The organism is Rhodothermales bacterium, assembly GCA_013002345.1.
Taxonomy (GTDB): Bacteria; Bacteroidota; Rhodothermia; order Rhodothermales; family JABDKH01; genus JABDKH01.
Map to the genome: position 1 here is coordinate 12,356 of JABDKH010000357.1, position 18,301 is coordinate 30,656.

Annotated in this window: 20 protein-coding genes; 13 read left to right on the forward strand and 7 right to left on the reverse strand. The window is 57.6% G+C overall.

Features of this window, described 5'->3' with window-relative positions:
- Positions 1–8: 8 nt before the first annotated feature.
- Entirely contained in the window at positions 9–986 is a 978-nt protein-coding gene (locus HKN37_16800) for an electron transfer flavoprotein subunit alpha/FixB family protein (protein NNE48313.1), read from the reverse strand.
- Positions 987–1,000: 14 nt separating this feature from the next.
- Positions 1,001–1,738, reverse strand: coding sequence for an electron transfer flavoprotein subunit beta/FixA family protein (locus HKN37_16805; GenBank protein NNE48314.1), 738 nt, complete (start codon positions 1,736–1,738; stop codon positions 1,001–1,003).
- Between the two features lie 300 nt (positions 1,739–2,038).
- On the opposite strand from HKN37_16805, the gene HKN37_16810 reads away from it, so the two are divergent.
- The 4 genes from HKN37_16810 to HKN37_16825 all read left to right on the forward strand — a co-directional run bounded on the left by HKN37_16810 (position 2,039) and on the right by HKN37_16825 (position 4,723).
- Positions 2,039–2,521: a hypothetical protein gene (locus tag HKN37_16810; protein ID NNE48315.1), complete on the forward strand. Its 483-nt coding sequence runs from the start codon at positions 2,039–2,041 to the stop codon at positions 2,519–2,521.
- Positions 2,522–2,574: 53 nt separating this feature from the next.
- Positions 2,575–3,723: a radical SAM family heme chaperone HemW gene (hemW, locus tag HKN37_16815; protein ID NNE48316.1), complete on the forward strand. Its 1,149-nt coding sequence runs from the start codon at positions 2,575–2,577 to the stop codon at positions 3,721–3,723.
- A 98-nt stretch (positions 3,724–3,821) separates the two neighbouring features.
- Positions 3,822–4,229, forward strand: a complete 408-nt coding sequence (locus HKN37_16820) for a DUF192 domain-containing protein (GenBank protein NNE48317.1) — start codon at positions 3,822–3,824, stop codon at positions 4,227–4,229.
- The gene (locus HKN37_16825; GenBank protein NNE48318.1) at positions 4,226–4,723 is read left to right on the forward strand and encodes a DUF192 domain-containing protein; all 498 of its coding nucleotides are present in this window, start codon (positions 4,226–4,228) and stop codon (positions 4,721–4,723) included. Before HKN37_16820 ends, HKN37_16825 begins: the two co-directional genes overlap by 4 nt.
- A 10-nt stretch (positions 4,724–4,733) precedes the next feature.
- Here HKN37_16825 and HKN37_16830 read toward each other — a convergent pair whose 3' ends face one another.
- Positions 4,734–5,066 carry an iron-sulfur cluster assembly accessory protein gene (locus tag HKN37_16830; GenBank protein NNE48319.1) on the reverse strand — a complete coding sequence of 111 codons (333 nt, stop codon included), beginning with the start codon at positions 5,064–5,066 and terminating at the stop codon, positions 4,734–4,736.
- Between the two features lie 326 nt (positions 5,067–5,392).
- Here HKN37_16830 and sufB point away from each other — a divergent pair, with 326 nt between their 5' ends.
- From sufB to HKN37_16860, 6 genes are read left to right on the forward strand one after another with little or no spacing between them, the layout of a single operon-like run.
- Positions 5,393–6,853: a Fe-S cluster assembly protein SufB gene (sufB, locus tag HKN37_16835; GenBank protein ID NNE48320.1), complete on the forward strand. Its 1,461-nt coding sequence runs from the start codon at positions 5,393–5,395 to the stop codon at positions 6,851–6,853.
- A 32-nt stretch (positions 6,854–6,885) separates the two neighbouring features.
- Positions 6,886–7,650 carry a Fe-S cluster assembly ATPase SufC gene (gene sufC / locus HKN37_16840; GenBank protein NNE48321.1) on the forward strand — a complete coding sequence of 255 codons (765 nt, stop codon included), beginning with the start codon at positions 6,886–6,888 and terminating at the stop codon, positions 7,648–7,650.
- A 4-nt stretch (positions 7,651–7,654) separates the two neighbouring features.
- Positions 7,655–9,025 carry a Fe-S cluster assembly protein SufD gene (sufD, locus tag HKN37_16845; protein NNE48322.1) on the forward strand — a complete coding sequence of 457 codons (1,371 nt, stop codon included), beginning with the start codon at positions 7,655–7,657 and terminating at the stop codon, positions 9,023–9,025.
- Positions 9,026–9,039: 14 nt separating this feature from the next.
- Positions 9,040–10,287 (forward strand): cysteine desulfurase, encoded by a 1,248-nt coding sequence (locus HKN37_16850; protein NNE48323.1) that lies wholly within the window; start codon positions 9,040–9,042, stop codon positions 10,285–10,287.
- An 8-nt stretch (positions 10,288–10,295) separates the two neighbouring features.
- Positions 10,296–10,715 (forward strand): SufE family protein, encoded by a 420-nt coding sequence (locus HKN37_16855; GenBank protein ID NNE48324.1) that lies wholly within the window; start codon positions 10,296–10,298, stop codon positions 10,713–10,715.
- Positions 10,708–11,058 carry a DUF59 domain-containing protein gene (locus HKN37_16860; protein ID NNE48325.1) on the forward strand — a complete coding sequence of 117 codons (351 nt, stop codon included), beginning with the start codon at positions 10,708–10,710 and terminating at the stop codon, positions 11,056–11,058. The genes HKN37_16855 and HKN37_16860 overlap by 8 nt, the downstream gene beginning before the upstream one ends.
- Positions 11,059–11,291: 233 nt before the next feature.
- On the opposite strand, the gene HKN37_16865 is transcribed toward HKN37_16860, so the two are convergent.
- The 4 genes from HKN37_16865 to HKN37_16880 all read right to left on the reverse strand — a co-directional run bounded on the left by HKN37_16865 (position 11,292) and on the right by HKN37_16880 (position 14,496).
- On the reverse strand, positions 11,292–12,215 hold the full coding sequence (locus HKN37_16865) for a TPM domain-containing protein (GenBank protein ID NNE48326.1): 924 nt from the start codon (positions 12,213–12,215) through the stop codon (positions 11,292–11,294).
- Positions 12,208–12,870 (reverse strand): hypothetical protein, encoded by a 663-nt coding sequence (locus HKN37_16870; GenBank protein NNE48327.1) that lies wholly within the window; start codon positions 12,868–12,870, stop codon positions 12,208–12,210. The genes HKN37_16865 and HKN37_16870 overlap by 8 nt, the downstream gene beginning before the upstream one ends.
- 176 nt (positions 12,871–13,046) lie before the next feature.
- Complete coding sequence (locus tag HKN37_16875; GenBank protein NNE48328.1) at positions 13,047–14,204, reverse strand: hypothetical protein; 1,158 nt, start codon at positions 14,202–14,204, stop codon at positions 13,047–13,049.
- On the reverse strand, positions 14,197–14,496 hold the full coding sequence (locus HKN37_16880) for an integration host factor subunit beta (protein NNE48329.1): 300 nt from the start codon (positions 14,494–14,496) through the stop codon (positions 14,197–14,199). Before HKN37_16880 ends, HKN37_16875 begins: the two co-directional genes overlap by 8 nt.
- A 640-nt stretch (positions 14,497–15,136) precedes the next feature.
- Between HKN37_16880 and HKN37_16885 the strand changes: the two genes are divergently transcribed.
- The 3 genes from HKN37_16885 to HKN37_16895 form a co-directional block, all read left to right on the forward strand.
- Entirely contained in the window at positions 15,137–15,904 is a 768-nt protein-coding gene (locus tag HKN37_16885) for a hypothetical protein (GenBank protein NNE48330.1), read from the forward strand.
- A gap of 29 nt (positions 15,905–15,933) precedes the next feature.
- Positions 15,934–16,536, forward strand: a complete 603-nt coding sequence (locus HKN37_16890) for a DUF2911 domain-containing protein (protein NNE48331.1) — start codon at positions 15,934–15,936, stop codon at positions 16,534–16,536.
- A 73-nt stretch (positions 16,537–16,609) separates the two neighbouring features.
- Positions 16,610–18,301 (forward strand): phosphoenolpyruvate carboxylase (locus HKN37_16895; protein NNE48332.1); only part of this gene is annotated, 1,692 nt, incomplete at its 3' end.

Here is an 18,301-nt window from a genome sequence, read left to right on the forward strand (position 1 = left end):
AGAGGTGGCTAGCGTGTTTGCACCGTGCGCAACTGGTCGATCAGGAGTGGCAAGATCTTGTAGAGATCACCGACGACGCCGTAGGACGAATATCTGAAGATGGGAGCGTCCGCGTCTTTGTTGATGGCAACGATGACACGACTATTGGACATGCCGGCTACGTGCTGGATCGCACCGGATATCCCGACGGCGAAGTACAGCTCGGGCGAAACAACCTTCCCGGTCTGACCGATCTGCGCAGTAGCGGGGAAAAGGTTGGACTCCACCACGGCCCGTGTCGCTCCTACCGCACCCCCCAGGACAGAGGCCAGCTCACGCACCAGCCGTGTGCCCTCCTCGTCCTTCACACCTCGACCTGCGGCCACGACAACCCCGGCCTCCGACAGGTCGATCTCTCCCGTTACGGCGCCCAGTACTTCCCGGATTGTCATTCGAAGAGAATCCTCCGATACCTCTAGCGGCACGTCGACAACTTCAACGTCCGCCGCTGACTCCGACGCAGAATAGGCACCCGATCGGACCGATATGATCGACGGGGTCGTCAGAGCCCGAGTCCGAGCCAATCGCTTTGCGGCCATCACAGGCCGAGTGACTTCCCACGCCCCATCCACTACGTCGACCGACGAAACGTCGGGAAGCACCGAGGCGGACAGCCTTACACCAAGGGCGCCGAGCACATCCTTTGCGCCCTCGGTCGACGCCATCGCAAGCGTTCCTGCACCCGACACATCAATAGCCCGTACAAGAGCCTCGACATATAGCTGGTTCGAGTGGCGAACAAGTGAGTCTTCCTTGACGGTGAGAATCTTGCCGGGACCGTATGCGGCGACCGTCGCAACGTGGTCATCAGCATCGGGACCCAGAAGAACTGCCTCGAGACCAAAGTCGTGAGCGACCGCCAGTTCGCGAAATCGTGAAAGGACCTCGAGCGCTGACCGCTTCACCTTGCCATCCTGAACGGCTATGTAGCAGAGAACTTTCTCCATACGGACCACCGTCGCTAGATGACTTTTGCCTCGTTCTGCAATCTGCCAACAAGATCGGGCACAACCTCGTCGGGTGTACCCTCGATTAAGATTCCCGGTTCGCGATCCGGAATGTCCTCAATCGCGAGCACTTCCGTCCGAGAGGCGGCCTGGTCGACTCCCAGATCTGTCAGGCTGATCACGGCGATATCCTTCTTCTTCGCAGCCATGATACCGCGGAGCGACGGAATGCGCGGGTTGTTCATGTCGTTGGAGCACGTAACCAGACACGGCGGGCGGAGTGCGATGACTTCCTGGCCGACGTCTCCCTGGCGGGTGACAACCACCTCTTGCCCGTCAGCCGCAAGACCGACCGCGTTCGACACATAGGCGATATCCAGCATCGTCGCAAGCATCGATCCGGTGAGTCCCGCATCCGAGTCCTGGGACTGCTTCCCGCACGCTATTACGTCGTACGGCCTGTCGCGAAAGAACGCATGCAAGATCGTGGCGATCGCAAAGGAGTCGCGAGCCAGGCCGTCGTCCGTTACGATGTGTGAAGCTTCGTCTGCTCCCATCGCCAGAGCCTTCCGAATGGTCTCGGCCGCTCCGGATGGACCCACAAGTACGAGATCGACAGATCCGCCGTGAGCTTCTTTGAGTACGAGCGCCTCTTCGACAGCGGACGCGTCGTATGCATTCAGAACCATGCGCCCGGTATGAACGGGAGCATCGACGTCCGGGACCTGCTTGATGCAGACGCAGAATCGCATGATGATCTATTGTTCGGCCAGATGGAAGCACGACCGGGTCGAGTCCGGTCGCCGGAAGGGTAACGCACGCCGGCCGGCCCTGCGACCAGTACCCGCGGGCGCTAACCCTTTTCGACGGTCAAAATTACAAAATGCGGACACCCCTCGAAGCAAATTTTTCGTGGATGCCCCTGAGCTCGATGTTTATCGCGAGGAATGAATCCTCTGGATCAGGATAATGCCTTATCTTTACGGCTCCCACCGATTCCACTGAATTCGCCTCCCATGAGAATCCCGGCTCTGGAGACGGCAGACCGCATAATGTCTTGCCTCTTCGTCCTGCTCCTGCTTGCAGCCATCTTTCCCCGATCAGCGAGCGGGCAGAGTATGAATCCCCGTTACGGTTTCGGGTTTTCGCTTCTTGGCTCCACGACGGACGGTGTCGGCCTGGGCGTCCGGGGTCGCGTAGCGTTGCCTCTCAACGGTAACCTCTCGGTTGCCGGCGATGTCGGCGTCACGGGTTTCATTTTCCGTGGCCGTGATGACGCGCAATATGCGTTCGATCCGCAGGTATCGCTTATCGTTACACTTCCGGGTTCGGATCGCGCGCCCTACGTCATGGCCGGAGTGGGCGCTTACATCACTACGTCATCTGCCGAAGGGGGACCCTTCGTCCACTTCGGCATCGGTCGCGCCGAACTGATCGGCGAGACCTCGGTCTACTACGAAATTGATCCGGCGATCGTCATCGAGAACAACGATATCCAGTTAACGATTCCCCTACGATTCGGGATCATCTTCTGACGGCGTCTCCGACCGATCATCGACACCGCCGGTAATCATCTACAGCGTAGCGCATGGCTGGTATCTACGTGCACGTTCCGTTTTGTTCTCAGCGGTGCGTCTACTGTGACTTTTATTTTGTCACGACAACAAAGTCGTACGGACCCTACCTGAAGGCACTCGAGTTGGAGATGCGGCACGTCGCCCTCCACTACTCTTCTCTCGAACCCATCGATACGATCTACATAGGCGGCGGTACTCCATCGGTGTTATCTGCAAGTGAACTCTCCGGGGTCATCGCCACGATCCACGAGCTGTTCGACACGTCGTCAGTAACGGAGGTCACGCTTGAACTTAACCCGGAAGATTTCGACGAACAGTACCTGCGCGATCTCCGGAGCGTCGGCGTAAATCGACTGAGCATCGGAGTTCAGTCTTTCTTCCAGTCCGATCTGGAGTTCATGAATCGAAGCCACAATTCCGAAGACGCCCATGCCGTCGTCGAAGGCGTACGCCGGGCCGGATTCGACAACTTCTCCATCGATCTGATCTTCGGCCTTCCGAACCAGCCGGAAGAATACTGGGCGGCCAACCTGGAGAAGACGATCCGTTTGGGGATACCTCACGTCTCTACCTACTCGCTCACGATCGAAGAGAAGACGGTATTGCATAAACAGGTGCAACTCGGAAACGTGACGCCTGAACTGGATGAAGTAGTCGCCGATCGTTTCCGATTCACCATGTCATTCCTTCGCGACGCGGGCTATGAGCACTACGAGGTGTCCAGCTTCGCACTGCCCGGCAGCCGGGCGATACATAACCAGCTCTACTGGGACCACCGCAACTACCTGGGCTTCGGTCCTTCCGCGTTTTCCTTCTGGTGGAAGGGCCTTCCCGCATTGCGATGGGACAATATTCGCAACGTACGCCGCTATCAGGGACTGCTCGAAGGCCGACATCGTCCCGTCAGTACCAGTGAAGAACTGGACCTCGATACGCTCGCCAACGAGTATATCATGTTGCGGCTGCGCACATCCGAAGGTCTGGATCTGGATCATCTTGAAGACCAATATGGTATTGATCTTTACGACGAGCGGGTTGAAGATCTGGCATGGCTGGAATCCGAGGGATTGATTCACCCGATTCGTCGCGACCTCGTGCGACTAACGGATGAGGGAATGATCTTCGCCGATATGGTGACGACGAAACTGATGCTCGGATGAACCTACTCGCGTCCTGCAGCCGATCGGCAATCGTCGCCGCGTTAATGGCATTCGCGATCTCAGTGAACTTCGGCTGCCAGTCCGATAGCAAATCCGTCATGAAGGAGCCTCAATTCCAGGTGGAAGGCACGCTGGACTTTCTCCGGCAGGATGGCACCCCCTTCCTGCGCATTGCGATCGAGCTGGCCGAGTCGAAAGAGGAGCAGATGACCGGCTTGATGGGCCGGCGATCCTTGCCATCGAAAGGCGGCATGCTGTTCGTTTATGACCGCGAGATTGAACAAAGCTTCTGGATGAAGAGCACGCCGTTGCCGCTTGATATCATCTTCATTGCCGCGGACTCCAGTATTGTAAACATCGCACGCAGGACGACTCCCCTGTCAGAAGAGACGATCACGTCGTCGCGGCCCGCGCAGTTCGTGCTCGAGCTGAGAGCCGGATTCGTGGACAGCCACGGGATCGATGAGTCGACGCGTATTCAATGGAAACGATCGGAGGCAGGATGATTCGACGAACGACATTCGCCGCACTGGTAATACTCTCGGCCGTAACTGTGTCCGCATGCACCCGTGGATCGGGCCCGAAGCCCGATGTACCGCCAGAAGCTGATATCCCGTTTTCAAAACACGGAACCCTGGACTTCCTGCGTGACGGAAAACCACTGCTAACCATCGACATTGAGATCGCCGACAACGACTCGTCGAGAATGCGCGGGATGATGCAGCGTTCGTCGTTCCCCGAAAAGAGCGGCATGCTCTTCATCTTTCCGTTTGAGCGCCTGCAGAGTTTCTGGATGGCAAATACTCCGATCGCGCTCGATATCCTGTTCGTGAACTCGAGCAAGGAGATCGTCTACATCCACCGATATACGAGGCCTCTTTCTCCGGAGAGTGTGGAGTCAGATATTCCCTCGCAATACGTACTCGAGCTGCCTGCCGGCTTCTGCGATACATACGGAATTGTCGAAAGCGATCGACTGACCTGGACGCGCCAGCCGTGACGGGTCAGCCCTACAGCCCGAAGCTCTCGCCGCATGCACACGTTCGTGCCGCCTGAGGATTCTGGAAGTGAAACCCTGCTCCCTCCAGACCATCCGAAAAATCCAGTTCGGAGCCATCAACGTACAGCCGACTCTTTTTGTCCAGAACCACGGTGATACCGCCGAAAACGGTCGTCTCGTCGTCGGGCTTTCGAGTTGTGTCCCACCCCAGGTCGTAGGTGAGGCCCGAACAGCCACCCGGAACCACCGCGACTCGAAGCATTGACGATGCCAGGTCAACCCCCTCTTTGCTGGCAACGGACTGCAGGTGAGACAGCGCCCGATCCGTAATCTTGATGTCCATCGCGTGTCGTGCTTCGAGTTGTTGCGGCGATCGTTTGTGGGGGCTTCTGAACGTCAGAGAGCCAGCGGGGTTTCGGCGAAACCGACGTGTTGCCTTGCGTTACGGCTATCGAACTGGACAGATCAACCGACGATTCCTCAACGATAAGCCCGCTCGAAAAGAATACGCCCTGACGGGAGCTTGCATGCCGCCGCGCGGCGCTCGCGGGGTCAAAAATCCAGAATCTTCACGCTTCGGTCGAATCAACTTGAATAGCTTAACGTAGATTCAGTCTAAATAAGAACGGGCATTGCCCCGAGGGCCTGTCGAGCAGCCATAGAGCGATAATGAGTACGAGCGAAACAGATTACCTGAAGACAGTCGAGGACAGCGAGTACGAGTACGGATTCGTAACTGACATCGAGTCGGACAACGCCCCGCGAGGTCTTTCGGAAGACACTATTCGATTCATTTCCGCCAAGAAAGAGGAGCCGAAGTGGCTCCTTGATTGGAGACTACGGGCCTACGAGCACTGGACCCAGCTTGCAGAGAAGAAGGCCTATCCGCGCTGGGCCCATCTCAAGTACCCGGACGTGGACTTCCAGGACATTATCTACTACGCGGCACCCGACAAGAAGCCCAAGTACAACAGCCTGGATGAAGTGGACCCCGAACTTCTTCGGACGTTTGAGCGCCTGGGTATCTCGTTGACGGAGCAGAAGAAGCTGGCCGGTGTCGCCGTCGACATTGTCATGGACAGCGTCTCTGTCGCAACCACATTCAAAGAGGAACTGGCCGAACTCGGCATCATCTTCTGCTCATTCGGAGAGGCCGTGGCAAACCATCCGGAACTTGTTCAGAAGTACATGGGCTCGGTAGTCCCCTACACCGACAACTTCTATGCTTCGCTGAACTCAGCAGTCTTCAGCGACGGCTCTTTTTGTTACATCCCCCCCGGCGTCCGATGCCCGATGGAACTGAGCACCTACTTCCGCATCAACGAAGCGGGCACGGGGCAGTTTGAGCGTACGCTGATCATCGCCGACAAGGGTAGCTACGTAAGTTACCTGGAAGGATGCACGGCGCCGATGCGCGACGAAAACCAACTGCACGCCGCGGTTGTTGAGATCATCGCAATGGAAGACGCCGAGGTCAAGTACAGCACGATTCAGAACTGGTACCCGGGTGATGCGTCCGGCAAGGGAGGCATATTTAACTTCGTCACCAAGCGGGGCATCTGCTCGGGAAGGAACGCCAAAATTTCGTGGACGCAGCTGGAGACGGGAAGCGCCATCACATGGAAGTATCCCAGTGTCATCCTGAAGGGAGATAACTCGGTTGGCGAGTTCTACTCCGTCGCCTTCACCAAAGGGCATCAGCAAGCCGACACGGGGACCAAGATGATCCACCTCGGCAAGAATACCAGCAGCACGATCATCTCGAAGGGGATTTCGGGGGGTGTCAGCAACAACAGCTATCGCGGACTGGTTCGGATTAGCAGTAACGCCGAGAACGCCCGCAACTTCTCGCAGTGTGACTCACTCCTGCTCGGAGACAAATGCGGCGCACATACATTTCCATATATCGAAATAAACAATCCTTCCGCCCAGGTTGAGCATGAGGCAACGACATCCAAAGTCGGCGAGGATCAGATTTTCTATTGCAATCAACGCGGAATCGGAGAGGCGGAAGCTATCAAGCTGATCGTTAACGGCTTTTGTAGAGAGATACTCGCCGAACTCCCGATGGAGTTCGCCGTGGAGGCGCAGAAGCTGCTGGCCATCGAACTGGAAGGCAGCGTCGGATAGTGAACTACGACAGTCAATCACCAATGAGTAACATGCTTGAGATCAAGGGGCTCCGAGCCGGTATTGAAGGGACCGAAATCCTGAAGGGAATTGACCTTTCGATTGGCAAGGGAGAAGTGCACGCCATCATGGGACCGAATGGCTCCGGCAAGAGCACGTTGGCATCCGTACTCGCCGGACGTGAGGAATTCGAAGTCACTGGCGGAACCGTCAGTTACAACGGCGACGATCTCATGGAGATGGATCCTGACGAGCGCGCTCGGGAAGGAATATTTCTGGCGTTCCAGTATCCGGTTGAGCTCCCGGGAGTCAGCATGGCGAACTTCCTGAAAGAAGCCGTCAATTCTGTGCGTGCTCACCAGGGCAAGCCTCCGATGTCTGCCGTCGACCTGCTGAAGAGGATGAGAGAGAAGGCGGCTCTGGTCGAGTTGAATCCGGATCTCAAGAAGAGGTCGGTCAACGAAGGCTTCTCAGGTGGTGAAAAGAAGCGCAACGAGATCTTCCAGCTCGCGATGCTGGATCCACAATTCGCCATTCTCGACGAGACGGATTCCGGCCTGGATATCGACGCCCTCAAGATCGTGGCGAACGGTGTCAACGAACTCCGGTCACCGGACCGTTCGTTTCTTGTGATTACACATTACCAGCGCTTGCTCAACTTCATCGTCCCGGACTTCGTTCACGTGCTGGTCGATGGACGCATCGTAAAGTCGGGCAACAAGGAGCTTGCTCTTCGTCTTGAAGAAGAAGGCTACGACTGGGTCAGGGAGAAGTCAGTTGAGCCAACACCGGCCTGAGCTCGTGGAAGCGGAAATCATGGATGTAGATGTGATGATAGCTGTTGACGCCGTCCCTACGAAAGACGCGCTTGAGAACAGGTTCGTCGAGGCCTTCGAGCTCTTCGCCGAGACCCGGACGAACGAATCTGAGAGTGCGCTCTCCGGATTCAGAGATGTGGCATTCGCCAACTTTGTGAAGTCCGGTTTTCCCGCGACGAAGAGCGAGGCGTGGAAGTACACGAACGTCCGCAAGAAACTCGGACGCGGTTTTCAGATCAGCCCGCACACGCCGCAGACGAATCTGACTCACGAGGACCTGGCGTCATTCGCCATTGAAGGACTTAACGCCTGTCGGTTGGTCCTGATCAATGGCTGCTTTGTGAAGGCGCTCTCGACCAGTGCTCCGGAACACGTGACGGTGGCAAGCTTGCAGGATGCGGCAGACGGCGGCGTGTTCGGCGAACATCTGGGCCGCTACGCTGATGCAATGCACGATGGCTTTATAGCCCTCAACACGGCCTTTCTCGGTGAAGGTCTGGCCCTGCACGTCCCACGCGGAAAAACGGCCGGGAAACCCATCCATATTCTAAACATTGCGGTGGGTGAGGATCAGTTCATCCAACCTCGACTTCTTGTCGTGGTGGAAGATGGAGCGGAACTGGACGTGATCGAGACCCAACACACCGTTGGCACGGGAAGCATATTCCTGAACTCGGTGGTTGAGGCTTTTGTCGGAGCCCGTGGACGACTCGACTACTTCCGATTGCAGGACGGCGGCGAGACCGCCTCCGCGGTCAACAACGCAAACTTCTATCAGCAGGAGTCGAGTCATGCCTCTTGCACGACGATCACTTTGTCCGGAGACATGATTCGGAACAACGTTGTCATGCACCCCGACGGTGAGCACTGCGAGTCGCACCTCTTCGGGCTCTTCCTTGGAAATGCCGACCTTCACATTGACAACCACACGCTCGTAGATCATGCGAGACCCAATTGCTATAGCAATGAACTCTACAAAGGAGTTCTGGACGGTGAGTCGAAAGGCGTATTCAACGGCCGCGTTCTCGTCAGACGAGATGCGCAGAAGACCAACGCGTATCAATCCAATAAGACCATTGTCCTGAGCGACCGGGCAAGCATGAATGCGAAGCCTGAATTGGAGATCTATGCCGATGATGTGAAGTGCAGCCACGGCGCGACAACCGGACGGCTCGACGACGAAGCGATGTTCTACCTTCGATCGCGGGGCCTTTCGCCGGACCGGGCGAGGCGGTTGCTTTTGCTCGCATTTGTGAGAGATGTGCTGGAAAGCGTGCGCCTCGCTCCGCTTCGGAATCACGTCGATCTCCTGGTCCAGCATCATATGGGCGGTGATCGCGACCCCTCCTCCTGACCTCCTTCCGATTAATGGAAGCAATCACACAGACAGGCAAGCCGCCACTCGATATCGCGGCCATCCGGAACGACTTCCCGGCGCTTCGGACACGAGTGAACGACCAGCCACTGGTCTACCTGGACAATGCCGCTACGACTCACAAGCCAAAGGTCGTCGTGGATCGAATCGTCCAATTCTATGAGTCCGAAAACAGCAACGTGCACCGTGGCGTGCACCGCCTGAGCCAGCTCGCGACAGACGCGTACGAGGGGGCCCGAGAGACTATCCGGAAGTACATCAAGGCTCGTGATTCTCGAGAGATCATTTTCACGAGCGGGACCACCGAAAGCATCAATGTCGTGGCAGCGGGTCTTGGTCAGCGGCTGGCCCCGGGCGACGAGATTGTCGTGTCGGTCATGGAGCATCACTCGAACATCGTTCCATGGCAGATGGTCTGTGAGCGGACCGGCGCCCGGTTGCAGGTCGTGCCGGTGTCCGAGAGCGGCGAACTCGTTGTTGAGCAATACGAGCAGCTTCTGAACGATCGAACCAGAATCGTTGCGCTGTGCCACACGTCCAATGCGCTCGGAACCCGCAATCCCGTTCGGCGACTTGTTGACGCAGCCCACCGGTTGAGCATTCCTGTTCTCATTGATGCGGCACAGGCCCTGCCACACGGCCCGGTTGATGTTCAACAACTTGACTGTGACTTCCTGTGCTTTTCCGGACACAAGATGTTCGGACCCACCGGCATCGGCGTTCTGTACGGAAAGCTGGAGGCGCTCGAGAGCCTTCCGCCCTACCAGGGCGGCGGTGACATGATCGACCACGTTTCATTTACGGGCACTACGTACGACGATCTGCCGCATCGACTCGAAGCCGGCACGCCCAATATCGCAGGGGTAATCGGACTCGGTGCAGCTGTAGAGTATCTGGAAAGTGTCGGGCCGGAGACGATCAACATTTACGAGGCCGAGCTTGCTCGATACGCGATGCAGCAGATCGGTAACGTCGACGGCGTTCGCATCATCGGAACGACCGAGGACAAGTCACCCGTCGTATCCTTCCTGATCAACGGTGTCCACCCGTACGATGCAGGCTCGGTGCTGGACAAGCTTGGAATCGCCGTTCGGACGGGCCATCACTGCACGCAGCCACTGATGGAGCGATTTGAAATACCGGGGACAGTCCGCGCTTCGTTCGCGTTCTACAACACGATGGAAGAGGTCGACACGCTCGTCAGGGGCATTCGCCGGGTCCAAGAGGTGTTCGGCCAATGAGTGAAGGGATGACGATCGAGCAGCGCGCGGAAACCATTGTGTCGGATTTCGCCCTGTTTGATGACTGGATCGGACGGTACGAATACCTGATTGAACTCGGAGGAGCGCTCACGCCAATCGACGAAGAGCACAAGACGGACGAGTACAGGGTCCGTGGATGCCAATCGCAGGTATGGCTCAGACCTGAAGTTCGAGACGGCCTCGTTTTCTTTGCGGCTGATAGCGATGCCATCATCACCCGGGGGCTGGTCGCGTTGCTGGTGAAGGTTTTTGACGGTCAGACGCCGGCCGCCATCGCCGGCGCCAGTATGGATTTTTTGGAAGAGATTGGTATGAACGAGCATCTTTCGTCGACCCGCAAGAATGGTCTGGCGTCGATGGTCAATCGAATCAAGGACTACGCAACTCAGCTTCTTTCCAATGATTGATTCTGGTAGTGAACACTTGAATGAGTCCGGAGCGCCGGCCCCTGTTCAGGAAGCGGACGTCGTAGAGGTCATGCGGACCATTTATGATCCGGAAATCCCGGTCAATATCTACGACCTGGGCTTGATATACGAGACGACCGTCAACCCGGACAACAGTGTCCTCGTTCGAATGACACTGACGGCTCCCAATTGCCCTGTGGCGGACATCCTCCCCGCCGAGGTGGAGACCCGGATTCGCAGACTCGAGGGAGTGACTGACGTTCGGGTCATTCTCACATTCGATCCGCCGTATACCATGGAGATGATGTCTGAGGAAGCACGCCTGGAGCTTGGCCTGTTGTAGTTTCGCGCTCGACTGCGGTGGCGTCTTGATTTGTGCGGCCCGAGGAGCCTGATAGCACCACCTGCGTCTACGACACAGCTCGAACTCACGCCTGTTGGCCGATTGACAATACTCTGTGCGCGCATGTGGTCATACAACCGCACGAGCGTAACGGAGATGACAATGCCAGGGCTCGCGGGGTGTGCGACTCGACCCGGTCGAGGTCAGTCTTCTCTGTTACAGGTCGTCTCACCCTACCAACTTCCCGATGAACCGCCTCCACCGAAGGATCCACCTCCACCACTGAAGCCTCCGCCTCCCGAGAAACCTCCAAATGATCCGCTGGAACCCCCGCCGCCGATCACCATCGGGCCTACTCGGACGGACCCCTTCTCCTTCATGGTCTTCCGGAGTTCTTTGACCTTCGGATGGTTCGACGCAACGATATACACGATCGCGTAGATGCACACGAACACGACGCCTCCAAGGTCGCTGCCCGTCATCGACATACCAGCAACCCAGAAGAAGGGCATCAGGAACATGAAGAGAAACCAGCGAAAGCATCCGGTGCTGACGACACCCATGAACGCAAAGAAAGACGGGATGATCATGAATACCAGTCCGAACCAGAATGGCGGTCTGTCCCCTGCCGATTCCGATGGCTCGTACGACCCGTCGATCGCAGACAGAATAGCGGCGATTCCGGACCTTACTCCAGCGTCATAATCCTCCCTGCGCAGGTGCGGACGAATCTCGTTGCGAAGTATCCGACTTGCTGTCACATCCGGTAGCACGCCTTCCAAACCGTATCCTACTTCGATACGCATCTCCCGATCGTTGATCGCAAGGAGCAGCAGTACTCCATTGTCGTTCTCAGCTGTACCAAGTTGCCAGGTACGGGCCACAGCCAGAGCGTACTCCTCTACCGAGTACCCGCCGAGCGACGGGACAATGAGCACGGCAACCTGGTTGCCCGTCTGACTCTCCTGATCACGCAGAAGCCCCGTGATTTCCTGCTCGATCTCCGGCCGCAGGACACCGGCCGTGTCGACGACCCGCCCGGACAATGGCGGGACCACGGGCTGAGCGTAGATCGGCCCGGTGAGGAATGACCCTGTGAGCGCCAGCAGCGCTACAACGCCGATCACGCGAGCCCGCTGACTCCCGAGACTACTCATCCGAACCGAATCGTAAACGATTCGAGAGTTCGTCGGTATCGTCCGGACGGATATCAACACCGTGAGAATTCAGAAGGGCGCCGCATTTTCCGATCGCGTCGACGATGCCCTCGGCAATGCGTCCGCTGGCAATGCCGTTCTGCACTGTCTGAACGACGTCGACCCAGTCGTCCGTCGATACCGCCCTGTTTATTCCCTCGTCACCAAGGACCTCAATCCGGTGCTCAAAAAGAGAGATGAACAGCAGAATGCCTGTGCGGTCTTGCGTCTTGAATACCTCCTCTTCGACAAAGGCCCGCATCGCACGATGATGGACAGTGCGGGCAAGACGTGATGGACCGGCGAAGTAGCGCCTGAGCGCCGGTATCGTGGCCACCATTAGTGCGCCAACCGCCGCACCGGCCAACATGACGAGCGCCGGACCCCACGGCGAGTGCAACCAGGCGAAACCCCATCCCTCGTAGAACTGCAGGAACACCAGACTCGCAGTCAGCAACGCAACGGCCAGCAGACCGGCTCCCCTCCAGATAGCTACCTCATATCCGCCGCAACGATCAACGACGTACGGTACGATTTCACCGGAGGTCTGCTGCTCTGCAGCTCCCACTGCCTTGCGAATCTGCTCAAGCTCCGACTCTGAGAAAGAGATGTTCATGACGGAATCCAGGGGTGAGTCAGAATATACGGAACGTCATCGGATGCCAGTCGACGCCGGGCGGCACCCATCATCGGAGGTCGTGGTCGGGCGGACATCTTCCATGCGAGCAGACTGCAATGCGGTACGGTCGGAAGACCTCTCGTCCTGATCACCGCGCGGCTGTCTACGGCGCGCTAAGGACTGACCTGACGCAGCGCTTCGAGTGCAGACTCCGCTCGCTGATAGATAGGATTAGCGGGATCGCCCACGACTCTCTTCACCGTATTGAACTGACTGATCGCTTCTTCGAACCGGTTGATGCGAAGCAACATGATCCCACGGTTGAAATTCGCCTGTACGTGAAGCGAGTCTTGCTCGAGGACCATGTTGGTCTGAGCAATGGCCTGAACCGAGTTCTCCGGATCAAACATATAGGCGATCGCCATATCTGTCCGTACGTCGAGGTTGTCGGGGTTGATCTGCAGCGCTTCTTGATACGCAGCGATCGCGCGTTGTGCGAACCCAGCCTTCGCCTCGTCTCCAACGCTCTCCATCCAGTCGTAGTACAGATTGCCGGTCCGGACCCAGTCGGATTCGGCGCCGGTCACGGCAGCGATCTCCTCTTGAACCTCTCCAGCGAGATCCCACCGACCATGGGAAATCAGGAAGTCGGCCAGCTCTCGTCTCTTCAACGTCTTGGCCTCCCCCGTAAGCGTGTCAATCTGATCCCGAAGGGACTGTACGGTTCCCTGAACCTCGGGGGGGAGCGGCCCGAGCACGAGGGGTGACGCCGACGGTCCCGACGGTGGTGGCACGGACCCGTCCTGATCCCTGCTCACAACGGTAATGACGAACAGAGCGATGATGAGAATCACAGCCGCCCCGACCACGAGCAGCACCTGCCGCCCCAGTTCCTTGTCGGTTGCCGCGCGCTTCGCCAACGGTTTATCGGGAGTCGGGATCGATTTCGAAACAGGTGCCACCGACTCTGCCGGGGTTGTCGCGTCACCGGCGGAATCGGTCATCCCGATCTTCCGTCCGCACGACCCGCAAAACCTGGAACCGACAGGGTAAGATGCTCCACAGCTCGTACAGAATCCGCCCCTCTCGAGGGAATCCGACGACGACTCCTCAGGGTCGTGTTGCTCCAGCTCCTCCATCGCTGAAAGCGACGCCAAATCATCGATAAACTCGGCGCCATCAGCTTCCGCTTCGACGAACTCGCCGCTCAGTGATGATCCACACAGGTCACACACCTGCGCCGAGGTTTTCTGCTTCGCTCCGCAATGGAGGCAAACATTCCGCTCCTTTGACATCGAGACCCCTTTACCGGGATTAGGTAGACTATTCAATATCCTGTGGGTCGAGTCGTGACTCAACGGCGTCGCGAAATTCTTGCGACGCCTTGAAGACGGGGAGAACCCTCTCACTCACACGAACCTCCTGGTTCGTCCGCGGATTGCGCGCTGTCCGAGCGGCCCGCTTCTGGGCCTTGAACGTTCCGAATCCTCTCAAATAGACAGACTCACCCTCAGTAAGAGCAGACTTAACAATAGTCATGAAGCCGTTAATCACAGCTTCAGTCTCTGTCTTGGTGAGGCCGGTTCCGTCTGCAATTCGATCAACAATGTCAGCCTTAGTCACGTTTCGACTCCACTTTTGTTTTTGTCAGATACGATTAACTAGTTGTCAAACACACTCGACTTCGTACGCCTCCGGGATCGGCGATCATAATGGGATTCCTCGACTGAAACTATCCTGCACAATTGGGTGACTGACAGGGTAGCCGCAGGTGGGTCATTGAGCGCTTCTGGACAATATGCGGGGCGTCGTGATCGAGAACGTTCAGTACCTAGACGTCGGCCGCCTGTTCCGCCTTTTCGACCGGCTCACCAAACAAATCTGCACGCGGCTCGGTCGGCTTGCATCTGGAGAATTGATTCGGGCCCACAGACTTATGAGAAGGGATGGATTCCAGGGCCGCCACAATGTCCTGACTCACCGAATATGTACACGCTGTCGCCGGGCACAGTCCCCACGGCTTCCGCCACAGTCGCTGACCCCGACCCGTGTTCACCACGCGAAGACGCGTATTCCGGGGCTGGCCCGGCAAGTCTCCGAGGATTCGACCGCTGATGACGTGTACGACGCCGGGCCGGGCGGCGGCCCGTCGGAATCGAAATGGCGATTTGCCCGGCGGAACATGTTCGTCGGCGACAGGTGGAGAAGAACAACATGAAACGTTAATCGGCACGACACCACGCCTGATCCCAGTACCGGTCGTATGTTGTTAAACATCAACAGAGTAGCAACAATAGCATTCCTGTTCTTCCTGGTCGGTTCGTGCACCCAACCCGACCCGGCAAGGCAGATTCTGGATCGGGCCTTCGTGGCCCACGGCGCCGATAGTCTCGAAAATGCGGCCACAGAGTTCGGCTTTCGCGGTGACCTGTATCGTGCGACACGTCGATCGGGCCTGTTTACGTACGAGCGAATCTACGAAGACAGTGTGGGAACCGTCCGGGACCTCCTGACCAATGACGGCAGCTTTCGAGAAGTGGATGGCACGCCGCAGTCGATCAGCGACAGTACGAAATTTGCCATCCAGGAGAAGGTCAACTCAGTGATCTACTTTGCTTCACTGCCCCTTCCGCTCAAAGATCCTGCAGTACGCGAGCTCTACCTCGGGAAGTCAAGTGTCGCAGGCCAGCCATATCATAAGGTGGAGGTGACGTTCCAGGAACTGGGTGGAGGCCCTGATCACCGAGACCGATTTGTCTATTGGATCAACATAGAGACCGACCACATCGACTACTTCGCGTACTACTACCTGACCAATGAGACCGGTTCTCGCTTCCGCCGCGTCGTGAATCCGCGCAATGTCGGTGGATTCCGCGCCGTCGACCATATCAACTATTCCGCGCTACCAGACACGATCGGGTCTCGTGTAGACCAATTCGACGAATTGCTTGAGAGAGGGGCTCTCGAGATTGTTTCTGAGGTGAAACACGAAAACTTTCGAGTAGTACCTCTGGACCGCTCGTCCCGGTAACCCCTTTCGTCCCAGCCACACAGGAGATCATGACAGTACGACCCCCGGCAAAGGTGCTACGCCAAATAGTATACGTTGTACTGGCAGCCGGTCTTCTGGCCTGTCAGTCGTCCACGAGCGCTCAAGAGGCAAACAACGCCGGCATCGATACTACCCGAGTCGTGCCGGCTCCGGAGGCGCGGACCAGCCCCATGGCGATCGCAGCCGGAACCCTGGAGGACGGCACCTACGTCAAGGTTGTGTATTCTTCGCCGCGCAAGCGAGGACGCGAGATCTTTGGAGGCCTGGTCCCGTACGGCGAAGTCTGGAGGACGGGCGCCAACGAAGCGACGGAGCTGACGGTGACCAATACCGTGAAACTCGGTGGCCATGTGGTGCCGGCGGGCACTTATTCGATGTTCACGATTCCGGGAGAAAGACAGTGGACGATCATCATCAATCGGAATCTCGGGCAATGGGGAGCGTACGACTATGAATCGGAGGCCGACCTGATCCGATTCAACGTACCGGTGCTCGTCAGTGATCGGATGCACGAAGCGTTCACGATCTCGATAGACGATGCGGATAAGCACACGATTCGTTTGAACTGGGACACCGTGGCGATCGCAATCTCCATTGAGATGTCGAGATAGCGGCACTTATTCTTCGCTTCGCGGATCCTTTTTGCGGCGAGTTTCGCTGCCGTCCGACCCACACTTACACGTCATGCCACCGCTACCCGACTCGTCCGTACCCCCGCTCTTCTTTTTCAACGCTGCCGAGGAGCGAATCTCGGAGCCCCTGGCCAAGCAGATCAACCTGCTCGTTTCTTCGCTATCAACCGTCATCGCTCAACAAGCGGGACCACAGCTTCTCGACGTCGCAAGTCGGCTAAGTGCACTCTGCCTTGACTCGGCACGCGATGGCAGCGACCATCGTGCCGAGGCCATGGAACTCATATCTGAACTTGACCTCGAGTCAATCAACACGCTGCTCAGGTCGTTCACGGCGATGTTCCACCTGATCAATCAATCGGAGAAGCAGGAGATTGTCCGGATCAATCGCGAGCGCGCCCGCGCCAGTACGCTCGATGCGCCGCGTTCCGAGTCCATTGAGCAGGCGATCCGCCACCTGAAATCGAAGGGATGGTCGGCGCCCGAAGTGGAGCAGCTCCTCGCCCGCATCGACATCCAGCCCACATTCACCGCCCACCCGACCGAGGCACGTCGGCGGAGTATTCTGTTCAAGCAGCAGGCGATCGCGGCCGTTCTCTCGAAGCTGCAAGTTTGTGAACTCACACCGGGTGAGGCGGAGGACGCACTGTCGGACATACATCATCAGATATCGCTGCTGTTTGCGACCGATGAGGTGAGAAGTTCGGGGATGAGGGTCGAAACGGAAGTCGAGCATGGACTCTACTTCATCCGCAACTCGGTTTGGGAGACCATTCCGCGTATTCAGCAAGACATCCGACGGGCGATGCGGCGCCATTTCGGCACCGATGTGGACCAGCGGCCCGTGGTTCGAATGAGGTCCTGGATTGGAAGCGATCGAGATGGCAATCCCTTCGTGACACCGGACGTCACGCTGCGAACGGCTGAAGTCCATCGGAAGACCGCCCTTGAAATGTATCTGGCGGAGTTGCGCCTGCTGCGGCGGGATCTCAGCGTTTCGGACCGACAGGCCCCGATCCCTGCCAGCCTGGCCGAATCCATTTCTCGAGACACAGACCGGATACAGCTGCCGGCCATCGTGGTCGACCTGTATTCCCACGAGCCATACCGACTCAAGATCAGCTACATGATGGCACGGGTTCGGCATCTGCTCGGGGAGGACATCATCGACGAAGGCGCCCGGAGTGGTCCGGACGCCGTCTACACGGCCGATGCATTCGTTCGCGACCTGGAGTTGCTTCGTGAGGGTCTCGACGAGAGCGGCATAGGCGATCTCGCCATTGCGAGTCGACTCGTAGAGTTGCTGGATCGGGCGCGCGCTTTCGGATTCCACCTCGCGGCTCTGGACGTCCGACAGCACTCGGGTATTCTCCGGCAGGCGGTCTCCGCCGTACTGAAGGAGGCCGGTGTCACGGAGGGATATTCGGATCTCCCGGAGACCGACAAGCGAGAGCTGCTGACTCGCGAACTTCAGAACCGCAGGCCTCTGCTTTCGTCTGCGTCACGACTTCCCGAAGCGGCGAGCGACGTGCTGGAGACGTTCCGCGTGATCAGTGAACTGGTCCGCAGGGACCCCGCATCCATCGGCAGCTTTATTGTCTCGATGACGCATTCCGTGAGCAATCTGCTCGAGGTAATGCTCCTTGGGAAAGAGGTCGGACTCTGGCGACTCGTGGCAGGAAAAGTCGAGACGGCCCTGGACGTTGTGCCATTGTTCGAGACGATCGATGATCTTGCGGGCGCT

What these genes read in the sequence shown, in the direction of transcription:
- HKN37_16800 (NNE48313.1), bottom strand. Translation starts at nt 986, where the DNA reads ATGGAGAAAGTTCTCTGCTACATAGCCGTTCAGGATGGCAAGGTGAAG.
- HKN37_16805 (NNE48314.1), bottom strand. Translation starts at nt 1,738, where the DNA reads ATGCGATTCTGCGTCTGCATCAAGCAGGTCCCGGACGTCGATGCTCCC.
- HKN37_16810 (NNE48315.1), top strand. Translation starts at nt 2,039, where the DNA reads ATGTCTTGCCTCTTCGTCCTGCTCCTGCTTGCAGCCATCTTTCCCCGA.
- hemW (NNE48316.1), top strand. Translation starts at nt 2,575, where the DNA reads ATGGCTGGTATCTACGTGCACGTTCCGTTTTGTTCTCAGCGGTGCGTC.
- HKN37_16820 (NNE48317.1), top strand. Translation starts at nt 3,822, where the DNA reads ATGAAGGAGCCTCAATTCCAGGTGGAAGGCACGCTGGACTTTCTCCGG.
- HKN37_16825 (NNE48318.1), top strand. Translation starts at nt 4,226, where the DNA reads ATGATTCGACGAACGACATTCGCCGCACTGGTAATACTCTCGGCCGTA.
- HKN37_16830 (NNE48319.1), bottom strand. Translation starts at nt 5,066, where the DNA reads ATGGACATCAAGATTACGGATCGGGCGCTGTCTCACCTGCAGTCCGTT.
- sufB (NNE48320.1), top strand. Translation starts at nt 5,393, where the DNA reads ATGAGTACGAGCGAAACAGATTACCTGAAGACAGTCGAGGACAGCGAG.
- sufC (NNE48321.1), top strand. Translation starts at nt 6,886, where the DNA reads ATGCTTGAGATCAAGGGGCTCCGAGCCGGTATTGAAGGGACCGAAATC.
- HKN37_16850 (NNE48323.1), top strand. Translation starts at nt 9,040, where the DNA reads ATGGAAGCAATCACACAGACAGGCAAGCCGCCACTCGATATCGCGGCC.
- HKN37_16855 (NNE48324.1), top strand. Translation starts at nt 10,296, where the DNA reads ATGACGATCGAGCAGCGCGCGGAAACCATTGTGTCGGATTTCGCCCTG.
- HKN37_16860 (NNE48325.1), top strand. Translation starts at nt 10,708, where the DNA reads ATGATTGATTCTGGTAGTGAACACTTGAATGAGTCCGGAGCGCCGGCC.
- HKN37_16865 (NNE48326.1), bottom strand. Translation starts at nt 12,215, where the DNA reads ATGAGTAGTCTCGGGAGTCAGCGGGCTCGCGTGATCGGCGTTGTAGCG.
- HKN37_16870 (NNE48327.1), bottom strand. Translation starts at nt 12,870, where the DNA reads ATGAACATCTCTTTCTCAGAGTCGGAGCTTGAGCAGATTCGCAAGGCA.
- HKN37_16885 (NNE48330.1), top strand. Translation starts at nt 15,137, where the DNA reads ATGTTGTTAAACATCAACAGAGTAGCAACAATAGCATTCCTGTTCTTC.
- HKN37_16890 (NNE48331.1), top strand. Translation starts at nt 15,934, where the DNA reads ATGACAGTACGACCCCCGGCAAAGGTGCTACGCCAAATAGTATACGTT.